14 protein-coding genes and 1 tRNA gene are annotated in these 18,518 nt (G+C 40.3%); 6 read left to right on the forward strand and 9 right to left on the reverse strand.

Features of this window, described 5'->3' with window-relative positions; genetic code table 11:
- Position 1 precedes the first annotated feature (1 nt).
- Entirely contained in the window at positions 2–1,165 is a 1,164-nt protein-coding gene (locus V7L07_RS17380; protein ID WP_335059855.1) for a glycosyltransferase family 4 protein, read from the reverse strand.
- 485 nt (positions 1,166–1,650) lie between these two features.
- On the reverse strand, positions 1,651–3,831 hold the full coding sequence (locus V7L07_RS17385; RefSeq protein ID WP_335059856.1) for a GumC family protein: 2,181 nt from the start codon (positions 3,829–3,831) through the stop codon (positions 1,651–1,653).
- An 809-nt stretch (positions 3,832–4,640) separates the two neighbouring features.
- On the opposite strand from V7L07_RS17385, the gene V7L07_RS17390 reads away from it, so the two are divergent.
- From V7L07_RS17390 to V7L07_RS17410, 3 genes are all read left to right on the forward strand, one after another.
- Positions 4,641–6,056, forward strand: a complete 1,416-nt coding sequence (locus V7L07_RS17390) for a sugar transferase (RefSeq protein ID WP_335059857.1) — start codon at positions 4,641–4,643, stop codon at positions 6,054–6,056.
- Entirely contained in the window at positions 6,053–7,063 is a 1,011-nt protein-coding gene (gene galE / locus V7L07_RS17395; protein ID WP_335059858.1) for a UDP-glucose 4-epimerase GalE, read from the forward strand. The genes V7L07_RS17390 and galE overlap by 4 nt, the downstream gene beginning before the upstream one ends.
- A gap of 1,646 nt (positions 7,064–8,709) precedes the next feature.
- Positions 8,710–8,874, forward strand: coding sequence for a hypothetical protein (locus V7L07_RS17410; RefSeq protein ID WP_335059860.1), 165 nt, complete (start codon positions 8,710–8,712; stop codon positions 8,872–8,874).
- On the opposite strand, the gene V7L07_RS33505 is transcribed toward V7L07_RS17410, so the two are convergent.
- Complete coding sequence (locus V7L07_RS33505; protein ID WP_442936062.1) at positions 8,849–8,968, reverse strand: hypothetical protein; 120 nt, start codon at positions 8,966–8,968, stop codon at positions 8,849–8,851. The genes V7L07_RS17410 and V7L07_RS33505 overlap by 26 nt on opposite strands.
- A gap of 344 nt (positions 8,969–9,312) precedes the next feature.
- The gene (gene gvpA, locus V7L07_RS17415; RefSeq protein ID WP_335059862.1) at positions 9,313–9,528 is read right to left on the reverse strand and encodes a gas vesicle structural protein GvpA; all 216 of its coding nucleotides are present in this window, start codon (positions 9,526–9,528) and stop codon (positions 9,313–9,315) included.
- A 448-nt stretch (positions 9,529–9,976) separates the two neighbouring features.
- On the opposite strand from gvpA, the gene V7L07_RS17420 reads away from it, so the two are divergent.
- Positions 9,977–10,243 (forward strand): hypothetical protein, encoded by a 267-nt coding sequence (locus V7L07_RS17420; protein ID WP_335059864.1) that lies wholly within the window; start codon positions 9,977–9,979, stop codon positions 10,241–10,243.
- 732 nt (positions 10,244–10,975) lie between these two features.
- Here V7L07_RS17420 and V7L07_RS17425 read toward each other — a convergent pair.
- The 5 genes from V7L07_RS17425 to ruvC form a co-directional block, all read right to left on the reverse strand.
- Positions 10,976–12,409, reverse strand: a complete 1,434-nt coding sequence (locus V7L07_RS17425) for a vWA domain-containing protein (protein ID WP_335059866.1) — start codon at positions 12,407–12,409, stop codon at positions 10,976–10,978.
- A gap of 412 nt (positions 12,410–12,821) precedes the next feature.
- A tRNA-Leu gene (locus V7L07_RS17430) sits at positions 12,822–12,890 on the reverse strand.
- 32 nt (positions 12,891–12,922) lie between these two features.
- The gene (locus V7L07_RS17435; protein WP_335059868.1) at positions 12,923–13,666 is read right to left on the reverse strand and encodes a hypothetical protein; all 744 of its coding nucleotides are present in this window, start codon (positions 13,664–13,666) and stop codon (positions 12,923–12,925) included.
- A gap of 473 nt (positions 13,667–14,139) precedes the next feature.
- The gene (locus V7L07_RS17440; protein WP_179066998.1) at positions 14,140–14,340 is read right to left on the reverse strand and encodes a hypothetical protein; all 201 of its coding nucleotides are present in this window, start codon (positions 14,338–14,340) and stop codon (positions 14,140–14,142) included.
- A gap of 654 nt (positions 14,341–14,994) precedes the next feature.
- The gene (ruvC, locus tag V7L07_RS17445) at positions 14,995–15,486 is read right to left on the reverse strand and encodes a crossover junction endodeoxyribonuclease RuvC (protein ID WP_292852093.1); all 492 of its coding nucleotides are present in this window, start codon (positions 15,484–15,486) and stop codon (positions 14,995–14,997) included.
- A gap of 254 nt (positions 15,487–15,740) precedes the next feature.
- On the opposite strand from ruvC, the gene V7L07_RS17450 reads away from it, so the two are divergent.
- A complete protein-coding gene (locus V7L07_RS17450) occupies positions 15,741–17,108 on the forward strand; it encodes a gluconeogenesis factor YvcK family protein (protein ID WP_335059869.1) in 1,368 nt (455 codons plus the stop codon).
- Positions 17,109–17,197: 89 nt separating this feature from the next.
- Positions 17,198–18,421 (forward strand): tyrosine-type recombinase/integrase, encoded by a 1,224-nt coding sequence (locus tag V7L07_RS17455; protein ID WP_335059871.1) that lies wholly within the window; start codon positions 17,198–17,200, stop codon positions 18,419–18,421.
- Positions 18,422–18,518: the final 97 nt, after the last annotated feature.

The following is an 18,518-nucleotide window of genomic DNA, read 5'->3' on the forward strand; positions in this document are numbered from 1 at the left end:
CCTACGCAATTAATTGAACGTAAACATTTGTAGCTAGGTTACTTGGATTAGGTAATGATTTTAATTCTCTATATCGTAATTTAGACTGTACAATTGCCTGCGAAATTATCCTCGTTAATTGTAGAGTATCACTACATGAAAAAATCCAACCATGCTTAATATTTGTTATCAAATCCTTTGCACAACCAACCTTATCACTTACAATAACTCTCAAACCAAACTGAAGAGCTTCATTAACAACTAATCCCCAGGTTTCTCCATTCTGAGAGGGGAGAATTAATGTATCTGCCATTGTATAATATTCACCTAATTCCGACTGATTTTTAAAGCCAACAAAAATAGCTCTTTCACTTAGCTGTAATTTTACTCTTTCTTCAAACTCTTCTCTTAATTCCCCATCTCCCACAGCAAAAAACCAAGTTTTTTCTTTTTCTACTGATGATAGTTTTTCTAAAGCATCAGGAATTATTAAAGGATTCTTTACTGAAAACATCTTGCCGCAATAGATTAGAACATGATCTTCTTCTCTAATACCTACCTTAGCTCGTAAAGTTTCTCTCTGTGGTAGCCAAAAGTCTACCTGTTGTTGAAAAAACTCTGTATCAATGGCGTAGTGAGCTAAAGTCATACGACTCTTATCTACTCCCATTCGCAAATAATGATTGATAGAATTTGTTCCAATCGGGAAAAAATGAGTAAATTGACGATAGTAAAAAGATAAGAATAGTTTACGTATTTTGTCCTTGATATAAAAACGTGATAATGCCTCATCTGTTGTTTCAGCCCTAAGCATTAACTTGTGTCTAGCTAAAGTTAAGAGCAAAGTGCTAACAGTAATGAAAGTAGGTGAATAAGCAAAAATCAGTACAGCATCAGGTTTATAGCGATTAATTGCAGCAACAGCTTTAGTAGCTAATTTGATACCTTGTATTCCTCTTAAATCTTTCAGCGAACTTGTAGAGATGAATTCGTGTTCAAAACCTGCTGTTGGTTGACAATCCCATTTAAATACTACACCAAAGTTAGGATCTTCTCTGGGTATTACACCATGATTACAGCCAAAAAACACTTTTATTTGTAAATTTGGTTGCTGTGCTAACTCACGAAATACAGGTGCAAAATACTGAACTGGATGAGTAAGCAGAATTGCAAGTTTTATTAACATTTTAATTACTTTATCCAGTATATTTTGGTGATTCTAAATTACTTGTACAAAACTTTAAGTAGTTTAGAAGTTAAAATATGGTGTTCAACATACACCATTCGGATATTTCAAAAATTAAACAAAAATCCTCTATGAATTTTCAAACTTATGATTGAATTCCTAAATCAATCACCGAAGAAGCGGAGGGGCACTTTGCTGGGAGCAGGGGGAGCAAGAGAAGAGTCCCGGAGCCGTGGAGCGGAGCGTAACATGGGTATGTTCGCGGAGCAGAAGCCCCGCCATAAAGGGCGCTCTTACTGGGGCGGAGTACAAGCTCCGTCTCAGTTTCCCCCTTGCTCCCTGCCCCCTGCTCCCCTGCCTCTTTTGACATTAACTTCATATCTCACCTGTAATCCTACTAACCTAAATATTGAATTACCTCAGAGAAAACACTGGCTTATCAAAATTACTAACCAGTTAAAGCAGTTTTAATCCAGTGATTCTACTTAAGTTCGACTTAATCCTATCTTTTTTCCAGAATTATTCTCTCCAGTTTGTGTATGTGAGTAATAATACGCATAATTATTGTTGCCAGTATTTACAAAATTCACTACTATTCCCAACACAGGTACACGTGAATGCTCAATAAGTGCCTTTGTAGTCTTAGCCGCAGCAGAATTAACTACACCAGGACGTACAATTAGCAACATTCCATCTGCCATTTTGCCTACTATCGAGGCATCAGCTAGAACACTTAAAGGCGGAGTGTCAATAATTACGCAGTCATAATCTTGGGAAGCTTGTTTCAATAACCCATTCATCCGCTGTGAGTCCAATAGTGCAGCAGGGTTAGGCGGTATGGTGCCAGCAGTGAGCAATTCTAGATTGCTCACCACTTCTTTAGCTACTCCTGCTAACGTAGCCTGCCCCACTAAAACATTACTTAATCCCATCAAGTTAGGTTGTTGCCATATTTCGTGTTGATGGGGGCGGCGCATATCTGCATCAATCAATAGCACTCGCTTTCCCATTTGGGCAGTTGCTACCGCCAAATTAGCTGCCACAAAAGATTTACCCTCATTCATCACAGAACTGCTAACCACAATTACCTTCAGTTCCTTATCAGAAAAAGTGAACCCCAGGTTAATCTGGAGCATTTCAAAGGCTGCATTGATTGATGAATAAGGATTATTGAGTACCGGTAATTCGGTTATACTTTCACCACGAGCCAGTTTATCTTTTTGATCAAAAACCGGGATTGTACCCAACAAAGGATAGTCCAACAACTGTTGAGCTTCTTCTGTCGTCTTCACAGATGTGTCTCCAGCTTCTAGTAATAAAGCTGCTGCGATCGCTAAGAAAAATCCTAAAAATCCCCCTAATGCCAAATTCAAGAGAATACGAGGAGAAATTGGTTTTTTCGGAAGTAAAGCTTCGGAAACAATCCTGGCATTACCTACATTCTGATTTTCCAGCACTTGAACTTCTTGCAATCGTTTGAGCATTTCTTCGTAGGTTATTTGAGCAACCTGTAGCTGTCGTTGCCGTTGTCGTTGCAGTTGTTCTAATTTGGGTAAGGTTCTCAGACGTGCTTGATAAAGTACAAATGGCTTCATCAACACACCAACTTGATTCTCCAATCCCAACCGTTCTACTTCCACTTGCACCAAATTAGCGGTTAGGGTCTGCTTGAGTTCTCCTATTTGTAAATCTTGGTCTGGGATAGGCTGCACACTACCCAGAGTTTGGGTCACTCTTCGTTCTAGCTGCTCTTTGAGAGCTTGTTCTTTACTTAACAAACTAGTAATGACTGGGTGTCCATCGGTAAATCGTGACCTCTCCACAGCTAACTGATCTTGAACCTTTTGATATTCTGATAGCACTTCTTGTACTGCTCTTGATTGACTTAAGCTGCTAAGTGCTATAGCTTGCTTTGTGTTCAATGCCAATTGATTTTGCAAAGCACCAGAACGGCTCCTAGCATCTACCAACCGCGCCCGAAGTTGGGTTATTTGATTGGATAATTCATTGAGACTTCTAATGCCTTCTTGAGCTTCTACTTCTAAAGAAACAACCTCGTATTTTTCTTTAAACTGACGCAGTGCTGCTTCTCCTTCTGCAACTTTTACCTCAACTAGAGGTAGTTGCTTGTTTAAAAATTCCCGTGCTGCTCTGGCTTCAGAACGGTTAATCCGAACATTATTTTCCAGATAAACACTCATCAATTTATTGATGATAACAGTGGCTTGTTGAGGATTACTACTACGGTAAGAAAGTTGTAAAATATCCGTCCCTCGGATAGTTTTTATTTTCAAGTTACTTAGAAAAGTATCTATTTCTAAAGGTTGTCCCAGTTTATTTTTCAGATGCAACTCAGCAATAGTTTTTTGAGTCAGGGGGTAGGAGCGAAGAATTTCCGCTTCAGTTTCCAAAGGGTTAGAGAGATTTGTCACCCCGCTAAGTTGTCCCAGTTGTTCACTTACACCTGTAAGGGAAGAAATGCCACTTTGCTTATTAAAAAGAAGTTTACCCTCGGCTTCATAAATGGGTTTTTTACTAGAAGTAACTAACCCTGTGACTCCAAAAACCGACCCCATAATGATTGCCATCAGGAACCAACGTCTTTTTAGAATCCGCCAATACTGTTGAAAATTAATCAGGTCTTGATCGTCTTGATGAGAAGGCATAGTTTAGTTAATACTCCAGATGTTGACACAGATGTTGACACTCCTAAGATTTAGTTGACTCATTATTTACTGATACTACAGTGAGGAAGTGGAAGAGGATAAAGTTCACTTTGTCCAAATATTCTCTGAAATTGTTCCTCATTGATTGCAACTGGATCTGGATAAACCATAAAGCTTTAGTCAAACACTATCAAGCTTCCGCGATAAAGACCTACGTATTTTTACTTGATTTTTGTAATTACTTATTTTTGACGTATAACTTGCCATAAATATTACTAGATTTTGGACTTAATTAAAAAATATCTTATTGTAGGCGTAGCCCAATCCAGGCATCATTTTACTACAGCCAAAGTGAATCAATAAATATACAAAGTATACAAAACATACAAAGTATACAAAACATACAAGGTATACATTAATGAATGAAAAAATATTAAAACCTTTTAAAATTATAGGGTTAAATAATTTAGTTATCATCTCAAAATAAATACGTTAATTGTAATAGTTACGTAATTTCCACATAGCTGATAGCTAAGATCAGGGTTAATAATAAAGAGAAAGGAAAGAGTTCATAAATACTTAATCAAACAAATCAAGACGATTTTTTTGAGTAATCTCACATCATTTTGTTTTTTTAGGTGTTGAAACCAGGATTTTGTTTTCGATTACTGGTCTTGTAGTTTGCTGATGAGTTTGAAATTATTTTGAACTATTGAAATCTGATACTAAAAGTTTCAGGACAATTATTGCTTACATCCAATTTTTTATGTCTCTACTATAATCTTTCTAATTTTTATTAATGTACGTAAATGACTACTAATCTTGCTATTGCTATTGGCAAAAAAAACAAGAAGTTATATCAGGCACACAATATCCTCTCTCTATTACTGTTATTAGGTGATATTGTGGGTTTATTATTGGGTTTGTCTCTCTGTTTATGGTTGCGATCGCGTCAATATCTGAATGGTTTTGATCCTTTTATTTATTTATTTATTTTCCTCGTTCTCGCTGGGCTGTATTTAGCAGATACTTATCATCCAGATACTCAAATAGCAGGATTGCGCGCTCCATCTCGCATTTTGATTAGTAATGTTGTTGTTGGTCTCATTATTGCGTCTCTCATTTACCTTACTGGTGTTTGGGGCAAAGAATCGGTCTTGAAACGAGGAATTTTGCTCCCCTGCTTAGGCATATTTACCACCTGGGCTATGGGATCAAGAATATGGGCAGCAAACTGGGCGCGATCGCAAGCTCAACACAGCCGTTGGCTGATTTTGGGTGCAGGTAAAAAAGCCATTCTATTTGGCAAAACTTTTCTAGAACGCAGTTCATTAGGGCGCTTAGTTGTTCTAGTAACAGCAGAGCAGAACATTAATGAGTTAGCAAAAAGCAATCGAGTTTCTGCGGGGAGCCTCAATGACTTATCCCAATGGAGCCAACAACCTTGGTCAGGGGTAGTAGTAACAACCCCGATGGAATTATCTGATGCACATATACAGCAGTTGATGCAGTTACGTTTATCTGGTATCTCCATCTACGGGATTCCCGATATTTGTGAAATCTTGTGGTATAAACTTCCCTCATTCCTGCTTCAGGATAACTGGCTGGCTTTTGGTGCTGGTTTTAATTTAGCGGCTGACAGCATTAGTCAAAAGCTGAAGCGGTTATTAGACATTATTCTGGCATGGTCATTATTTCTGTTTCTATCTCCACTGATGTTGCTAACAGTACTGGCAATTAAGTTGGATAGTCCAGGCCCAGTGGTGTACACACAGATGCGGACTGGTTTGGAAGGAAAGCCCTTTAAAGTTTATAAATTCCGTTCCATGTATCAAGATGCCGAAAAACGGGGAGCGCAGTGGGCGTATGAAGGAGACCCTCGGATTACCAGATTAGGACGCTGGTTACGCCTAACTAGAATCGATGAACTACCACAGATTTTAAACGTCCTCTGGGGAGAAATGAGCCTCATTGGTCCTCGTCCAGAACGGCCAGAATTTGATATCAAGCTACGACAAGAAATTCCCTACTATGACTTACGTTATGTCGTCAAACCTGGAATCACAGGCTGGGCACAGGTTATGTACCCCTACGGTGCATCAGTAGAAGATGCTTACGAGAAATTAGCTTACGACCTCTACTACATCAAAAACTATTCCCTAGCTTTGGATTTAGCGATCGTCTTTAAAACCATTCGAGTAGTATTACTAGGTAAAGGCAGATGAATAAAAAAGTCTTAGTCACTGGTGGAGCAGGATACATTGGCTCCCATGTCGTTCGTCAATTGGGCGAAGCTGGTTACGATGTTGTGGTGTATGACAACTGTTCTACAGGTTCACCCCAAGCAGTATTAGATGGTGAGTTAATTATTGGTGATTTAAAAGATTCAGAATCTCTTTACCAGGTATTTTGTCAGCATCAATTTACGGCAGTGTTACACTTTGCTGCCAGTTTGAATGTACCCGAATCTGTTTCTCATCCCTTAGACTATTACGCTAACAATACTCGCAACACCCTGAATTTACTCCGTTGTTGCAACAACATGGGTGTGAAGCAAATGATCTTTTCCAGTACAGCAGCGGTCTATGGACAACCAGAAACGAGTCCTGTCACTGAATCTACACCAACTGAACCGATTAACCCCTATGGGCGATCAAAACTTTTTTGTGAATGGCTAATTCGTGACTATGCAAAGGCTTCTGATTTGCGTTACGTAATTCTACGATACTTTAATGTTGCCGGAGCAGAACCTAGTGGGCGATTGGGGCAGATATCAAAAAAGGTATCTCATTTGATTGGAGTTACCTGTGATGCTGCACTCAAACGCAGAATAGGAGTACAAATTTTTGGTACGGATTTTCCAACACCCGATGGAACGGCAATTAGAGACTATATTCATGTTGAAGACCTAGCAACAGCACATCTGGATGCTTTGGCTTATCTGGAGCAAGGTAACGAAAGCCAAATTCTCAATTGTGGTTATGGGCAAGGTTACAGTGTCCGTCAAGTTATCGAACGGGTTAAGGCTATTTCTGGGGTAGATTTTCCGGTCATTGAAACAGAACGTCGCCCTGGCGATCCTGCTTGTGTGATAGCTAGTGCTGATAAAATCCGTAAATTACTGGGCTGGCAACCAAAATATAATGACTTAGATCAAACTGTCTACACTACCCTAGCCTGGGAAATGCAGAAGAAAGATTTGATCTTAAAATCACTAGCCGAGGTTGCGTAAACCAGCAATTCTCATGATGAGAATGGTTATCAGTCCGACAAAGAACGTCTATGATAAGCGCTCTCCTGTTTCCATTGGTTAGATCCAGCGTGACGCACCCTTCGTATGTTTTCATCGCGTGGATGAGGCAGTTCTTTATAGCCCTGTTTTGTCGCTCTCGTAAAACAATAATCGAAGCAAGATTCTGAAACTTTGATTGAATCAAGCTTTGAGCCTTTATTTTCTAACAGGAACTTAAATGTATAGGCAAAACCTCGATATTAAAGCTCTGAAAGGCTTTCAGCGATTGGGTTATCCTAAAGTGATAAAAGAGGGATAGTTAGCATGTTGCTGAATCTAGGCGCTACTGCGAGGTGGAATCACTGCTTTGGCAAAGCGCTCAGTGATTGTTTTGTAACAGTAGAATGTGTCATAACCGCTATCAGCCGACACTTGTTGAATCTATATGATCAATCTGTTCCAATAAATCGGGCAGTACCTCGCAATCAGCTACATCACTGTTACAGTTACTAACGCCGCCAAAATTTCCCCACTTCCCTCATCACAGGCTAAATGCAACTTGCGCTATGTCCGAATGGCACGCTTGTAAGGCTCTAAGCGATGCAGAGATGATGTACAGTAGTCATCACAGCCGCAAAACAAGTTCTATCAAAACTTAATTCTATTAAGCAAAAATTTTACTAGGCAAGAGTTTCAGTAGCTTTTCCAGTTACAGCACTATCCAAGGCGTGTGCAAATACTTGCTGCCACTTAGATGTCATGTGACACCAGTGAAAGCGAATTTGTATATCTGCTAAATCTTGCTTTTAATCGCTAGGCTTCTAGCGGCCAGTCATCAGACAAGGAAGTACCAAAGTTTGATGGTACTAACTCCCAAGCTTGAGCTAAAAGAACTTGCATAGTGTGATACCCCTTTGAGCCACCTTTTATTTCATAATCTGGTAAACAATATTGGGGAAAACTTGTATATGGTTGTCAAGGGTCTTGAGGAGACAAACGCAGGTGAAGGATTTTCTAGTTAAATAAATGGATGTCGCAAATGCCAGCACATTTGACTTTTGATTTTGACTTGTAACTAAAATTTCAGTAAATGAACAACCTTTGAGCTAACGAATGAGATTCACAACGAAAATAGAGAGCTACGAGGTTGGGCTAGGATTCATTAGTTATTCGCAATTAAACAAGAAGCAGCTTTTTTGCTGTTATTTGTAGCGATAGTCATAGATTACGATGATGAAAAATAGCTTTTCGAGACAAAAAACTCAGAAAGTTGCAATTGGTAAACCGATATGCTATTCTAGCTAGATAGATTACCAAACCAAAAGTTAATGCTTGTTAACTCCAAAAAGCAATCTCAAAGAAAAACTTTAAAACTTGATAACTCAGTAACACTAAATCAATAGAGAGAATAGAATATCTAAACTTTTATACTAAAATTCATTGTTGAATTTGCCCCCTTTTCTGACCAGTCATTTAACTGTAAGATTAGGGGGTTTTACTATTTAATCTAGTTCGCCAACAGATTACCAATTCTCTAAAATAAATCTACAAATCTACAGCGGAGAATGAACTGTAATTTAGAGAAAGTGTATTAACTCCCTTGATCAGAGCGTTAACTAACGACTAAATATGCGTGCCAAAAATGCTTGCAAACAAATCCTGACGAAATTAATGCAGATATAGCCTTTGTGCTTTGGCTTGCTCAGTTCTGTTCTTTGCTGTTTCTACTAAAAACTCGTGGGTTGTTTGCTCAAGTTCCTGGTGGAACTGATGCAGATATTCGGCTTACTTTGCTCTGTTTGCTGTTGTAGCAGACGAGAATTCATGAGTCTCTCTAAATAGTTGAGATACTTCCTCAGTTATCGACTTATGCTCTTGCCGGATTTTTTCCGTTAAAGCCGTCATGAGATTCTCCGCAATATTATTAAAATCGTGAATAAACTACATTAACTGGACAATTAATATCCAGATAATGTAGCTCAAACAATATCTACTTTTGGCATTTTATCCTTTGATTAATCTTGATTGAGAAGTATCAAGATAATCGACGAAAAACAGAAGACCAATCAGAATCACTTCTACCAAGTCTCCATGAAGACATACTGAGGTGCAAGTCCCTAAAAAACTACAAAAAACTGCAAAGACCGCAAAGAACAACACAGGGAGATGAGTTATCCAGAAATTTGCCACAGAGAACTTCACAAAGAAATGGTTTGAGTAATTCTAATTTGATTGTATCTACTTAATAATTAAGCAGGTACAGAAGCTGACTGTGTTAAGCCTATAGCTTCTGCATATTTCAAGTAGGTTTCAACAGAAGCAATAACGATCCGAGCTTCGATTGCAAGTAATTCAATACCAACTAGGGAAACACGTACCCAAGCATCTATAACGATACCTTTATCCAAGATGCGGTCAATAACTTCTGCCAAGCTTGAAGAAGAATTGGTTTTTTCGACTGCCATGATTTTATACCTTAACTCATTGTTGATTTTTAGTATTTAGCTAGGCATTTGCCTTTGCTCTCTACTGAATCAAATTAAACATACGTTTTCAGGAATGTAAAGAGTTTACTTGTACAAAAAATCTAATAAAGATGACTATTCAACAGCAATTGAGAGCTTTAATGTTGAATTTATGTTGATTTTATATAGAACTGAAATTAAACTGTAAGCTTTAATATTAAGCTCTGTTTATTTTGTAATTTTTAATGTATATTTTTTTGATTCCTGTCAGATTTAAAATTATTTAATAAATATATTTTTTTAATGTGTGACTATACTTTGAAATCATATTTTAAGTAAATACACCGCTATTTTTATCCATATTTTTCAAATTAAGTGAGATTACAGTTACTAAAACCTTGGGTAAATAATATAGGATATTTTCAACAATTATCTTGGAACAAAAATCATGTCTATAGAAGCTACTTCTGATCTAATACGGCAGGAAGCATTAGCAGGCTTAACTGCTAGTTTAGTAAATCAAGGTCATCCACTTCAATATGCTCAAGTGATGGCAACTTCAATTATTTTTCAGACAGACCTAGATTTAAGAAATGCTCAGATGGCTCGTCTTTTAAATTGGTTGAAACACGAACATGAAGATATCTATGCTTCTTCTCTGGTTATAGTTGAAGGAACCCGTGAGGAGTTTGAACACCGAGTTCAAAAGGGTTGAGTCGAATGGCACACTTGTAAGGCTCTAAGCTATGCACAATAAGTACTAAGTCAAAGCACGCTTATAAGGCACTTACCAGCAATAAAATGCCCTCTACGCCACCTCATTGATAAGGCAATACGGTTCACTTAAGGGTTGTTGATGTAGATAATTGGTCTTTTAAGACGCTAGAAATCGCGTCTCTACATCAGCGTTTTGTTGCTCATTCTGAACTGTATTGATTGATAGGGACTTGCAAAAAATAGAATCCAATTAGTTCGTTATTGTAGAAGGTGGGGAGTTAGAATAGCTTTATGCTACCCTAACTCCCCTTTTTGTAATAAGTTCAATTATGTAAAGCACAATGGGATGAATGTCGGATTCGTTCTCTGTACAGCCCAAAGAATTTTAAAGGGAGAAACATCTTTACAGCTATTTTCAGGTAAATAGACCACGCGGTAGGGGTGCAAAGCCTTACGCTTCTAGGATAAGAGTAGTTCAAATACATGAAAACTGCTGTAAGTCTTTCTCTAAAAAATAATGAAATTAGCTACTTACGCCAATTGTTAATTGATATAGATGGGTATCCATTACCTGAGATACACCAACTGTTCAAAAATCTTTAACTCAGCTTTAGTACTTACACACTGTACAAATTGGCCATTCTTGTAGATAAGAATCTTTTGTCATTTTTTGACGGTGTTAGTATATCAGGATGCGTTAGAAATAAATTATGACGCACCCTGATGTACTCTACTTATCATCTCGCATAGGCAACGGCATATCCAAAATCTCCATCAGCAAATCTAGACGAGAGGGGCGCGTCAGGAGTGGGACGATGTTCGGCAAACTGTAGTAGTCACCTGCGAAAGTGAACGTATCTACAGGTGCTTGCTGTTGCTTTAGCTGACTCTCTACCCAGTTGTAATGAGTACCCACACGGACAATCACCACATTGGGCATTATCGCCAACTCCCGGCAGTAGTTTTTGTAGACTTCACCGAAGTAAGGAGCCGCATTTTCACCCTCATCCGTCACCAAGATGATTTGGTCAACCACCTGCTTTTTCCGCCGCATTGCTTCCAATGCACAACCGATACTAGTACCACCGCCTGCATTGATATGCTGGAAGGCACGCTCCCAGTCGGTCAACTCCTTGCCCTTTGCTGTAACAGGATAGGGAATTGTGTCAAAGGCGTAGACAAACAGTTCTGCCTGAGTGATACCAGAGATTAGGGCCGCGAGTTGCAAACCCGTCGCGATCGCATTTTCCATTGAACCAGACTTGTCTACTAATAAAGCAGTTGGACGTGCGATCGCACCGCGCCGCTTCACCTGTTCATTTGTCACCTTTTCCAGTTGGGCAACGGTGTCTGCGTCAAAATCTCCTGCGTCTGTGGCAATCTGGGCTTTAAATGCTGAGACACGCGTACTTTTAGACGCTAACTCCAACTTGGAATCAATCAGCTTCTTGACTTGTGGGTGATCCATTGCCCCTCTAGTCTGAAGCGATTTGAGGTTATTGATCGCTTCTTGAGGAGACATGCTATTGATCAACGCCACTAATACAACTGGTGTAAGTTGCTTGATTGCACCAATTGCGATCGTGTAAGGAATGTTGAACTCCACAATTAGCCGTGCTTGTTCTGCCGCACTTTCAGCCTTAGCAAGCTGCTTCAGCACATTGGCTAAGGAACCCTCTGGAGGAGTATCGCCAAACAGAATCGCATTTGCCCGCTCATTTGGCTTGATGTGCAGTGAAGCATACAGGTGCTTCATTGCCTTACGACCTCGTAGCGCAGCGCGATCAAATAGAGCTAGATTGCTCTCCCGCACCTTTAAATAACGCCGCACCGCAGTGCGAGCCGAACGAGGCAATTTATTCTGCTGTTGCTTCATGAAGTCAACTACACGAGCCACCTGATAGGGTGGAAACTCTTGCAGCATCATAAATCCAGCATCTCGGTGTTCAATCAAATTGCTGGTTAACAAATGAGCAACAAACACTTCCTTGTGGTCACGGACATCACCATAACGCTGATACCAAACTGCCAGATGTCCGTAGAAAATAGGATCGAGTTCAATAATTAACTGATGAATTTCTGCGACTTGCTCAAGTTTACGGTGAGGAGTTGTCAGCAAACTGTTGAGCATTTCCAAACGCAGGTCACGTTCTGCGGTATTCATTATGAACCTCCTCTAAGAATTTTAGATTTTAGATTTTGGATTTTGGATTGCAACCTAAAATCCAAAATTGCAGGAGGCAGATGTTGCACGCGGGGCGATAAAGTCACCGCGCAAGTTGTGGAAGCATTGGATATAACTTATGCAGAGTTATGTAAGCTTCCGCGATCGGGGCGCGGCAACAACTGCCAAGTAAAAGGGACTGGGGACTGGGGACTGGGTAATGAGCTGATTAGTAAGTGAAATTCTCTGTCTTTTCTCTTCACCTTCGCGTCCTTCGCGTCCTTTGCGGTTCGTTTAAAAAAACTAGTTTTCGCAACTCAAAGACACTAGATCCTACGCAAAAAGCACTGAAAGCAAAGAGAAATTATCATCAAATAAAATCACCTCATGCAAGTCGAAAAAGCTGTTGATTCACACACGGGATTTGAACCCGTAGTTGCTTGAGCCTTATTCAAGTGCCTTACCATTCGGCTAGTATGTAAGCTTTTTCAGTTAGGGCACGAAGTGAAAATTTTAGGTTTTAGAAAGTTGATTTAAAATAAATCGAATTTCTTTCTTATTACATTGCTGTTTCTTAACAGCGTAAATCATTCGACCTGTATATGCCACAGAACGATGAATCATACCTTTGACAGCATCTGTCACATAATGAATGGGTGGCGATGGCAAATCTTCAAAGGTAATGAAATACCAAATATCATTTAACTTCTGGTATTGATGATAATTATCAATGATGACAATATCAGTTTGTTCCGGCTTTTGCTTCTGCTTTCGAGGTACTTTCTCGGCTGCACAAAGAATTCCGGTTTCAGGATGGATATAGAAGCGATCGCGATGGTTTGTATCTAGCTGACTTCGATATCCTCGATAAGGCTTGCTATAAAAACCACCATCAATTATTTCTACATACCGTTCCACATAGTCCCACACATGATCGATAACATGCCGTCCGGCCATAGTGTTGGGGTCTAATCGTTTACACAGTTGGCTGTAAACGTCATTCCAAGGCTGTCCGACTTGCGATGCCTGCGGCGGGCTACGCCTACGCAAAAACCGACGCAGAGGGCCAAGATGGTCTGAAAGATACTTAGATTTATTTATTGGTTTAATCAGGTAGGGATTCAATAATCCATCCTGAATTGCGTCCTGAGTGATTTTGTATAATTGCTTCTTAAAGCCAGTCACTTTTTTGAGACTTATTCTCCTTCCACCGCGAGGACGCTCAATCACAATCTCGCTCAAACGATGTTCGCTCATATCTCACGTTGTTTAAATGCAGTTGTACTAATTGAGTTGTGATTAAACATGAGTTAGCTAACATCATTGAACTCACCTCTGTATTGAGTAAGGGTTATAGATTAATACAATTTAAATAATTTAAATTCCGCACAAGTTAGCAAAGCAGTTTTCACAATTGCCTATACCAATTTGGCTACGCTCCCATCAAAGGGAGCGGCAGGATTTGAACCTGCGATCCGTTGCCGGATAGTGTGTGTAGGCTTTACAAGTTAGGGCGCGGAATTAAGTCTTAAATCATTCCGTACAAGTTCAAGAAGCTTTTTACAGCTACGGCCGCTCTTACCAACTATTGGCAGTGGGCACGCACGCTAAATCTGCGAGAGACTTAGAAATCATGCTTCGCTTATTCGATCGCTCGAACTTTACTACCTTAGGGCCGTTATCAATGTGTATGTATGCTTCTTCTGTTGGGGTACGGAAGACTAAATACTTTAACCATAAACAGCTTCAGGGCGGATAATCAAATCACCACTGGGGCGACGATCGATTATGTAAGCAGAAAGGCGATCGCTATTCACATCTAAATGGCGAGCAACCCGCTCTTTCACTGCCACATCATTCATCCCTGCTGCAATTCCTAGTTGTGTCTCTGGGAGATCAACAGAACGTCCTTCAAATCGAATATGAACCATTGCAATCACCTCTTTTTAATCACGAATTCGTATTAGTGGATCTGATCGGGATTGAACCGATACCCTCCCTGTGAGAGTTACACTCACACCTCGCGCAAGTCGAAAAAGCTGTGGTGACACACGCAGGAATCGCACCTGCAACTTATCGTTTTAGAGACGATAGCTCTACTATTGAGCTAGTATGTAAGCTTTTTCTGTCAGGGCACAAGTGACATCCGGGATCTCTACCATTAGAGCTACAGACCCAAGTTTGAATCACACCGATGTACTCAACTTCAATTGAAGTAGTGTCTAGTGGAGCCGTCGGGAATTGTAGGCTTTGCCTTCCCGTAGGGTACCCGAATCCTGCAACCGTCCGTTTGTTGGTTTCGGAGCAGTCGAACCCCAATCGCGACGCCAAAAGTAGGCACTACCGAAAGAAGTTGCGAAACTAATCCCCAAAAAGTAGCATCTATGCAATTGTCACAGTTCCAAGAGGTTTTAGTTTTGCCTTTGAGGAGGCTTTGATGTTCATATTACATTTGTAATATAAAACTTACATAATGTCAAGAGGATTACAAATTTTTTAGTAGGACTTACACACAAGGAGCAGTTAAAAATTAATAGAATTGCACTTTTGTCAAGAGAGTACAGGAATTTATTTTCGTTTTACATCTACAGCTGATACGAAGCTGTCAAAGCCACCGCCAACGCATCCGCAGCATCATCCGGCTTAGGAATCTCATCTAAATCCAATTCCCGCGCCACCGCTTCTTGCACTTCCGACTTATCGGCATTGCCATAGCCTGTTAAAGCTTGTTTAATTTGAGCAGGAGTAAACTCTACGTAGGGAAGACGACGCTGCCCCAACACTAAAATAACTATACCCCGCGCTTGTGCAACCAGGATTGTACTTGACATTCGATAGAAGAATAGTTTCTCGATCGCAACCAAGTCTGGTTGAAATTCCTCCATTACGGTGTGTAAGTCATCGAATAAGGTACATAGGCGCTGTCCCATTTCTACATCTGCTGACGTTTTAATTACTCCAAAATCCAGCATATTTACTGTAGTCTCTGGTATTTTGTTGGGATTTTGTGTGCAGCTAATTGCCCCAAATCCTAAAATTGCCAATCCTGGATCTAATCCTAAAATTCGTTTTTCCATTAAATTCACTTTTACCAAGCCAGGATATTTTTTACAGTAGTTTTCAAGTAATTAAACTACACCACTTCTTGCTTAGTCTCTCAGATGTGGTCTAAATACCCGAAAAATTCTGTCACTAGGAATACTGGCAATCTTGACCACTTATTCTTAGTCTAATGGGATTGACAAATATAATAGTTTCACGCCTATGGTTTTAAACCAAGTGGTGTACGTTTTCTGTTAATTATTGTTTGTAGCACTGCTCCGAATCAGGTATGTCAATTGGTTTTCTGAGACAAGCCCTCAACGCCCTGCAAAAGCAGTCGCGCTCTCGTACTTCCTATCGGGTTAACCAGTGGTTCAAATGGTTATCCCCTGGACTATCGGTAAAACGTTGGTTGTTGATTAGTGTTGGGGGTGTACTGCTGGCAAGTTTGGGGTTAGCTATCTGGATTAAGCTGACCCCAATTTTTTTGATGATTGAGTTGATTAGGAATTTCCTGGGAGTAATCACCAACATCTTACCCAACTATATCAGCGGCCCTTTGGTGTTGCTCGGCGGTTTGCTGTTAGTGCTTTGGGGGCAAACTCGGACTGTCGGCTCAATTACTAAGGTACTGAGAGCAGAAGGGGGAGAAGAACTCATTGATGTTTTGCTGGCTCATCGTCGATTGTACCGAGGCCCAAAAATAGTGGTAATTGGTGGTGGTACGGGACTTTCTACGTTGTTGAGAGGGTTGAAAACCTACAGCGCTAATATTACTGCAATTGTCACTGTCGCCGATGATGGTGGATCTTCTGGGCGGTTACGCCAAGAATTTGGTGTGCTACCACCGGGGGATATTCGCAATTGTTTGGCTGCACTAGCCGATGAAGAAAAGTTATTAACAGAATTGTTTCAATACCGTTTTCGGGCTGGAGATGGGTTAACGGGTCACAGTTTTGGCAATTTGTTTTTAACGGCTATGAGTGATATTACTGGAGATTTAGAACAAGCAGTTGCAGCTAGTTCTAAGGTGCTAGCGGTGCGGGGACAAGTACTACCAGCAACTCTCAGTGATGTTCGCCTCTGGGCAGAATTAGCCGATGGTCGCCGTATTGATGGGGAGTCTAGCATTCCCAAAGCTGGGGGTAAAATTGTCAAAATTGGCTGTATTCCAGCTAATCCTCCAGCAGTGCCAGCAGCAATTAAGGCACTTAAAGAAGCTGATTACATTATTATTGGTCCAGGTAGCCTTTATACAAGTTTGATTCCTAATTTATTAGTACCAGAAATTGCCGATGCGATCGCTCAAACAGATGCACCCCGTATTTATATCTGCAATATAATGACTCAACCAGGAGAAACTGAAGGCTACACTGTTGCTGATCACATCAGAGCAATTGATGCTGCTTGTGGCGAAAGACGGCTATTCGATGCTGTCCTAATACACAAAAAATCCCCCTCAGAGCAATCACTCATTCGTTACGCCCAACAAAACTCCCATCCCGTTTTTCTGGATAGAGAAGCCGTAACTCAACTAGGGCGAAGAATTGTTCCAGCTAATGTTTTATATGAAGATGAAACAGGTTTTGTACGTCACAATCCGCAGAAACTAGCACGAGTGTTATTGCGGTGGTACGGTAGAGGTCAGCCCCGTTAAAAAGAAGGCTTATAAGACGTAGTTAAGAGCAAGAGGTTTAAGCCTACAAAGCTTATATAAAGAAGCTTCTAGCGTTTCCTCGTTGAAGAATGATAACTGTATTTCTCGGCTATCAACTATCATTCTTTCTGCGAGGTTTTACTGTGTCTGGGGTATCTAAAAATACGGTTGGCATCGAGAACTTTAGAGGTTACTTCCGGTTACGACTACCTGCGTCTGTAGCTAAAGGTACGTCTAGGTATTTCAGTACAGGATTAAGCTCAACAGAAGAAAACAAGAAAAAAGCCCAAATTCTTGCTTGGACTATAGAAGAGGATATATCTAAAGATGCCTTTGACTGGACTCTAACTAAATACAAACCTCAGAGTGCAATATCGATTCAAGCACAGGAATGGGTTTGGAATTTAGAGAAGCTTTGGGAAAAATATTCTGATTTCATGCGATCGCAGTTGGCGGCGACAACTTACGAGAAGGATTACAAGCGGAAACTAAAAAATCACATCAAAGAATTCCCAACTAAAGACGCTCGGAAGGCAATTCAGATAAGAGATTGGCTCTTGGCTAACTTATCACTAGAGTCAGCAAAGCGTATTTTAAGGTATATGTCAGCTTGTTGCCACTGGGCGGTACGCTCCAAACTACTGCCTGTCAACCCGTTCGATGGTTTAGCGGCTGACATTAGAGCAATTAGAGGAAAGGCTACCACCATTGATCCGTTTTCCATTCAAGAGAGAGACGCGATAATTGGGGCGTTTGAAGCTCACAAGCTGCATAAGTACTATGTTCCATTCGTAAAATTCCTTTTTTATACTGGTGCGCGACCTGGTGAGGTTATAGCTTTGCAGTGGAAGCATATTAATACAGACTGTACCGAGATACTTTTCGCAGAAAGTTATAACGCAAATTTAAAAATTCGCAAAACTACCAAGACAGGTAAAAGTAGACGATTTCCCTGCAATGCGCGATTGAGGCAGTTGCTACTAGAGATTAAGCCAGATGATGTAAACCCGACTGCCGTCGTATTCCCAGCGCCTCGCGGTGGTTTTATCTATATGAATCGGTTTACCAACCAGGTTTGGAGAGGGTATAAGTCTGGGAAGAAAACATACAAAGGCATCGTTACTCAACTTCTCGAAACTGGTAAGGTTTCTCGCTACCGTCCTCCCTACAATTGTCGTCACACGTTTATTACAGAAATGCTACAGCGTAATGTGCCAGTTCAACAAGTGGCACAGTGGTGCGGTAATTCTGCGCCGATTATCTTCAAACACTACGCCGGAATCGTTGGTAATGCTGAGGTTCCAGAGTTTTAGGACACTTATTAAGCCTGCCTCAGTATTACGCCGTCAAGCAAAAGTCTTTATTTATACTAAGTGTGTTATAGTTTATTTATGAATGGAGTGTAAGACA

Origin of the sequence: Nostoc sp. (assembly GCF_036916985.1) — a bacterium.
GTDB lineage: Bacteria > Cyanobacteriota > Cyanobacteriia > Cyanobacteriales > Nostocaceae > Nostoc.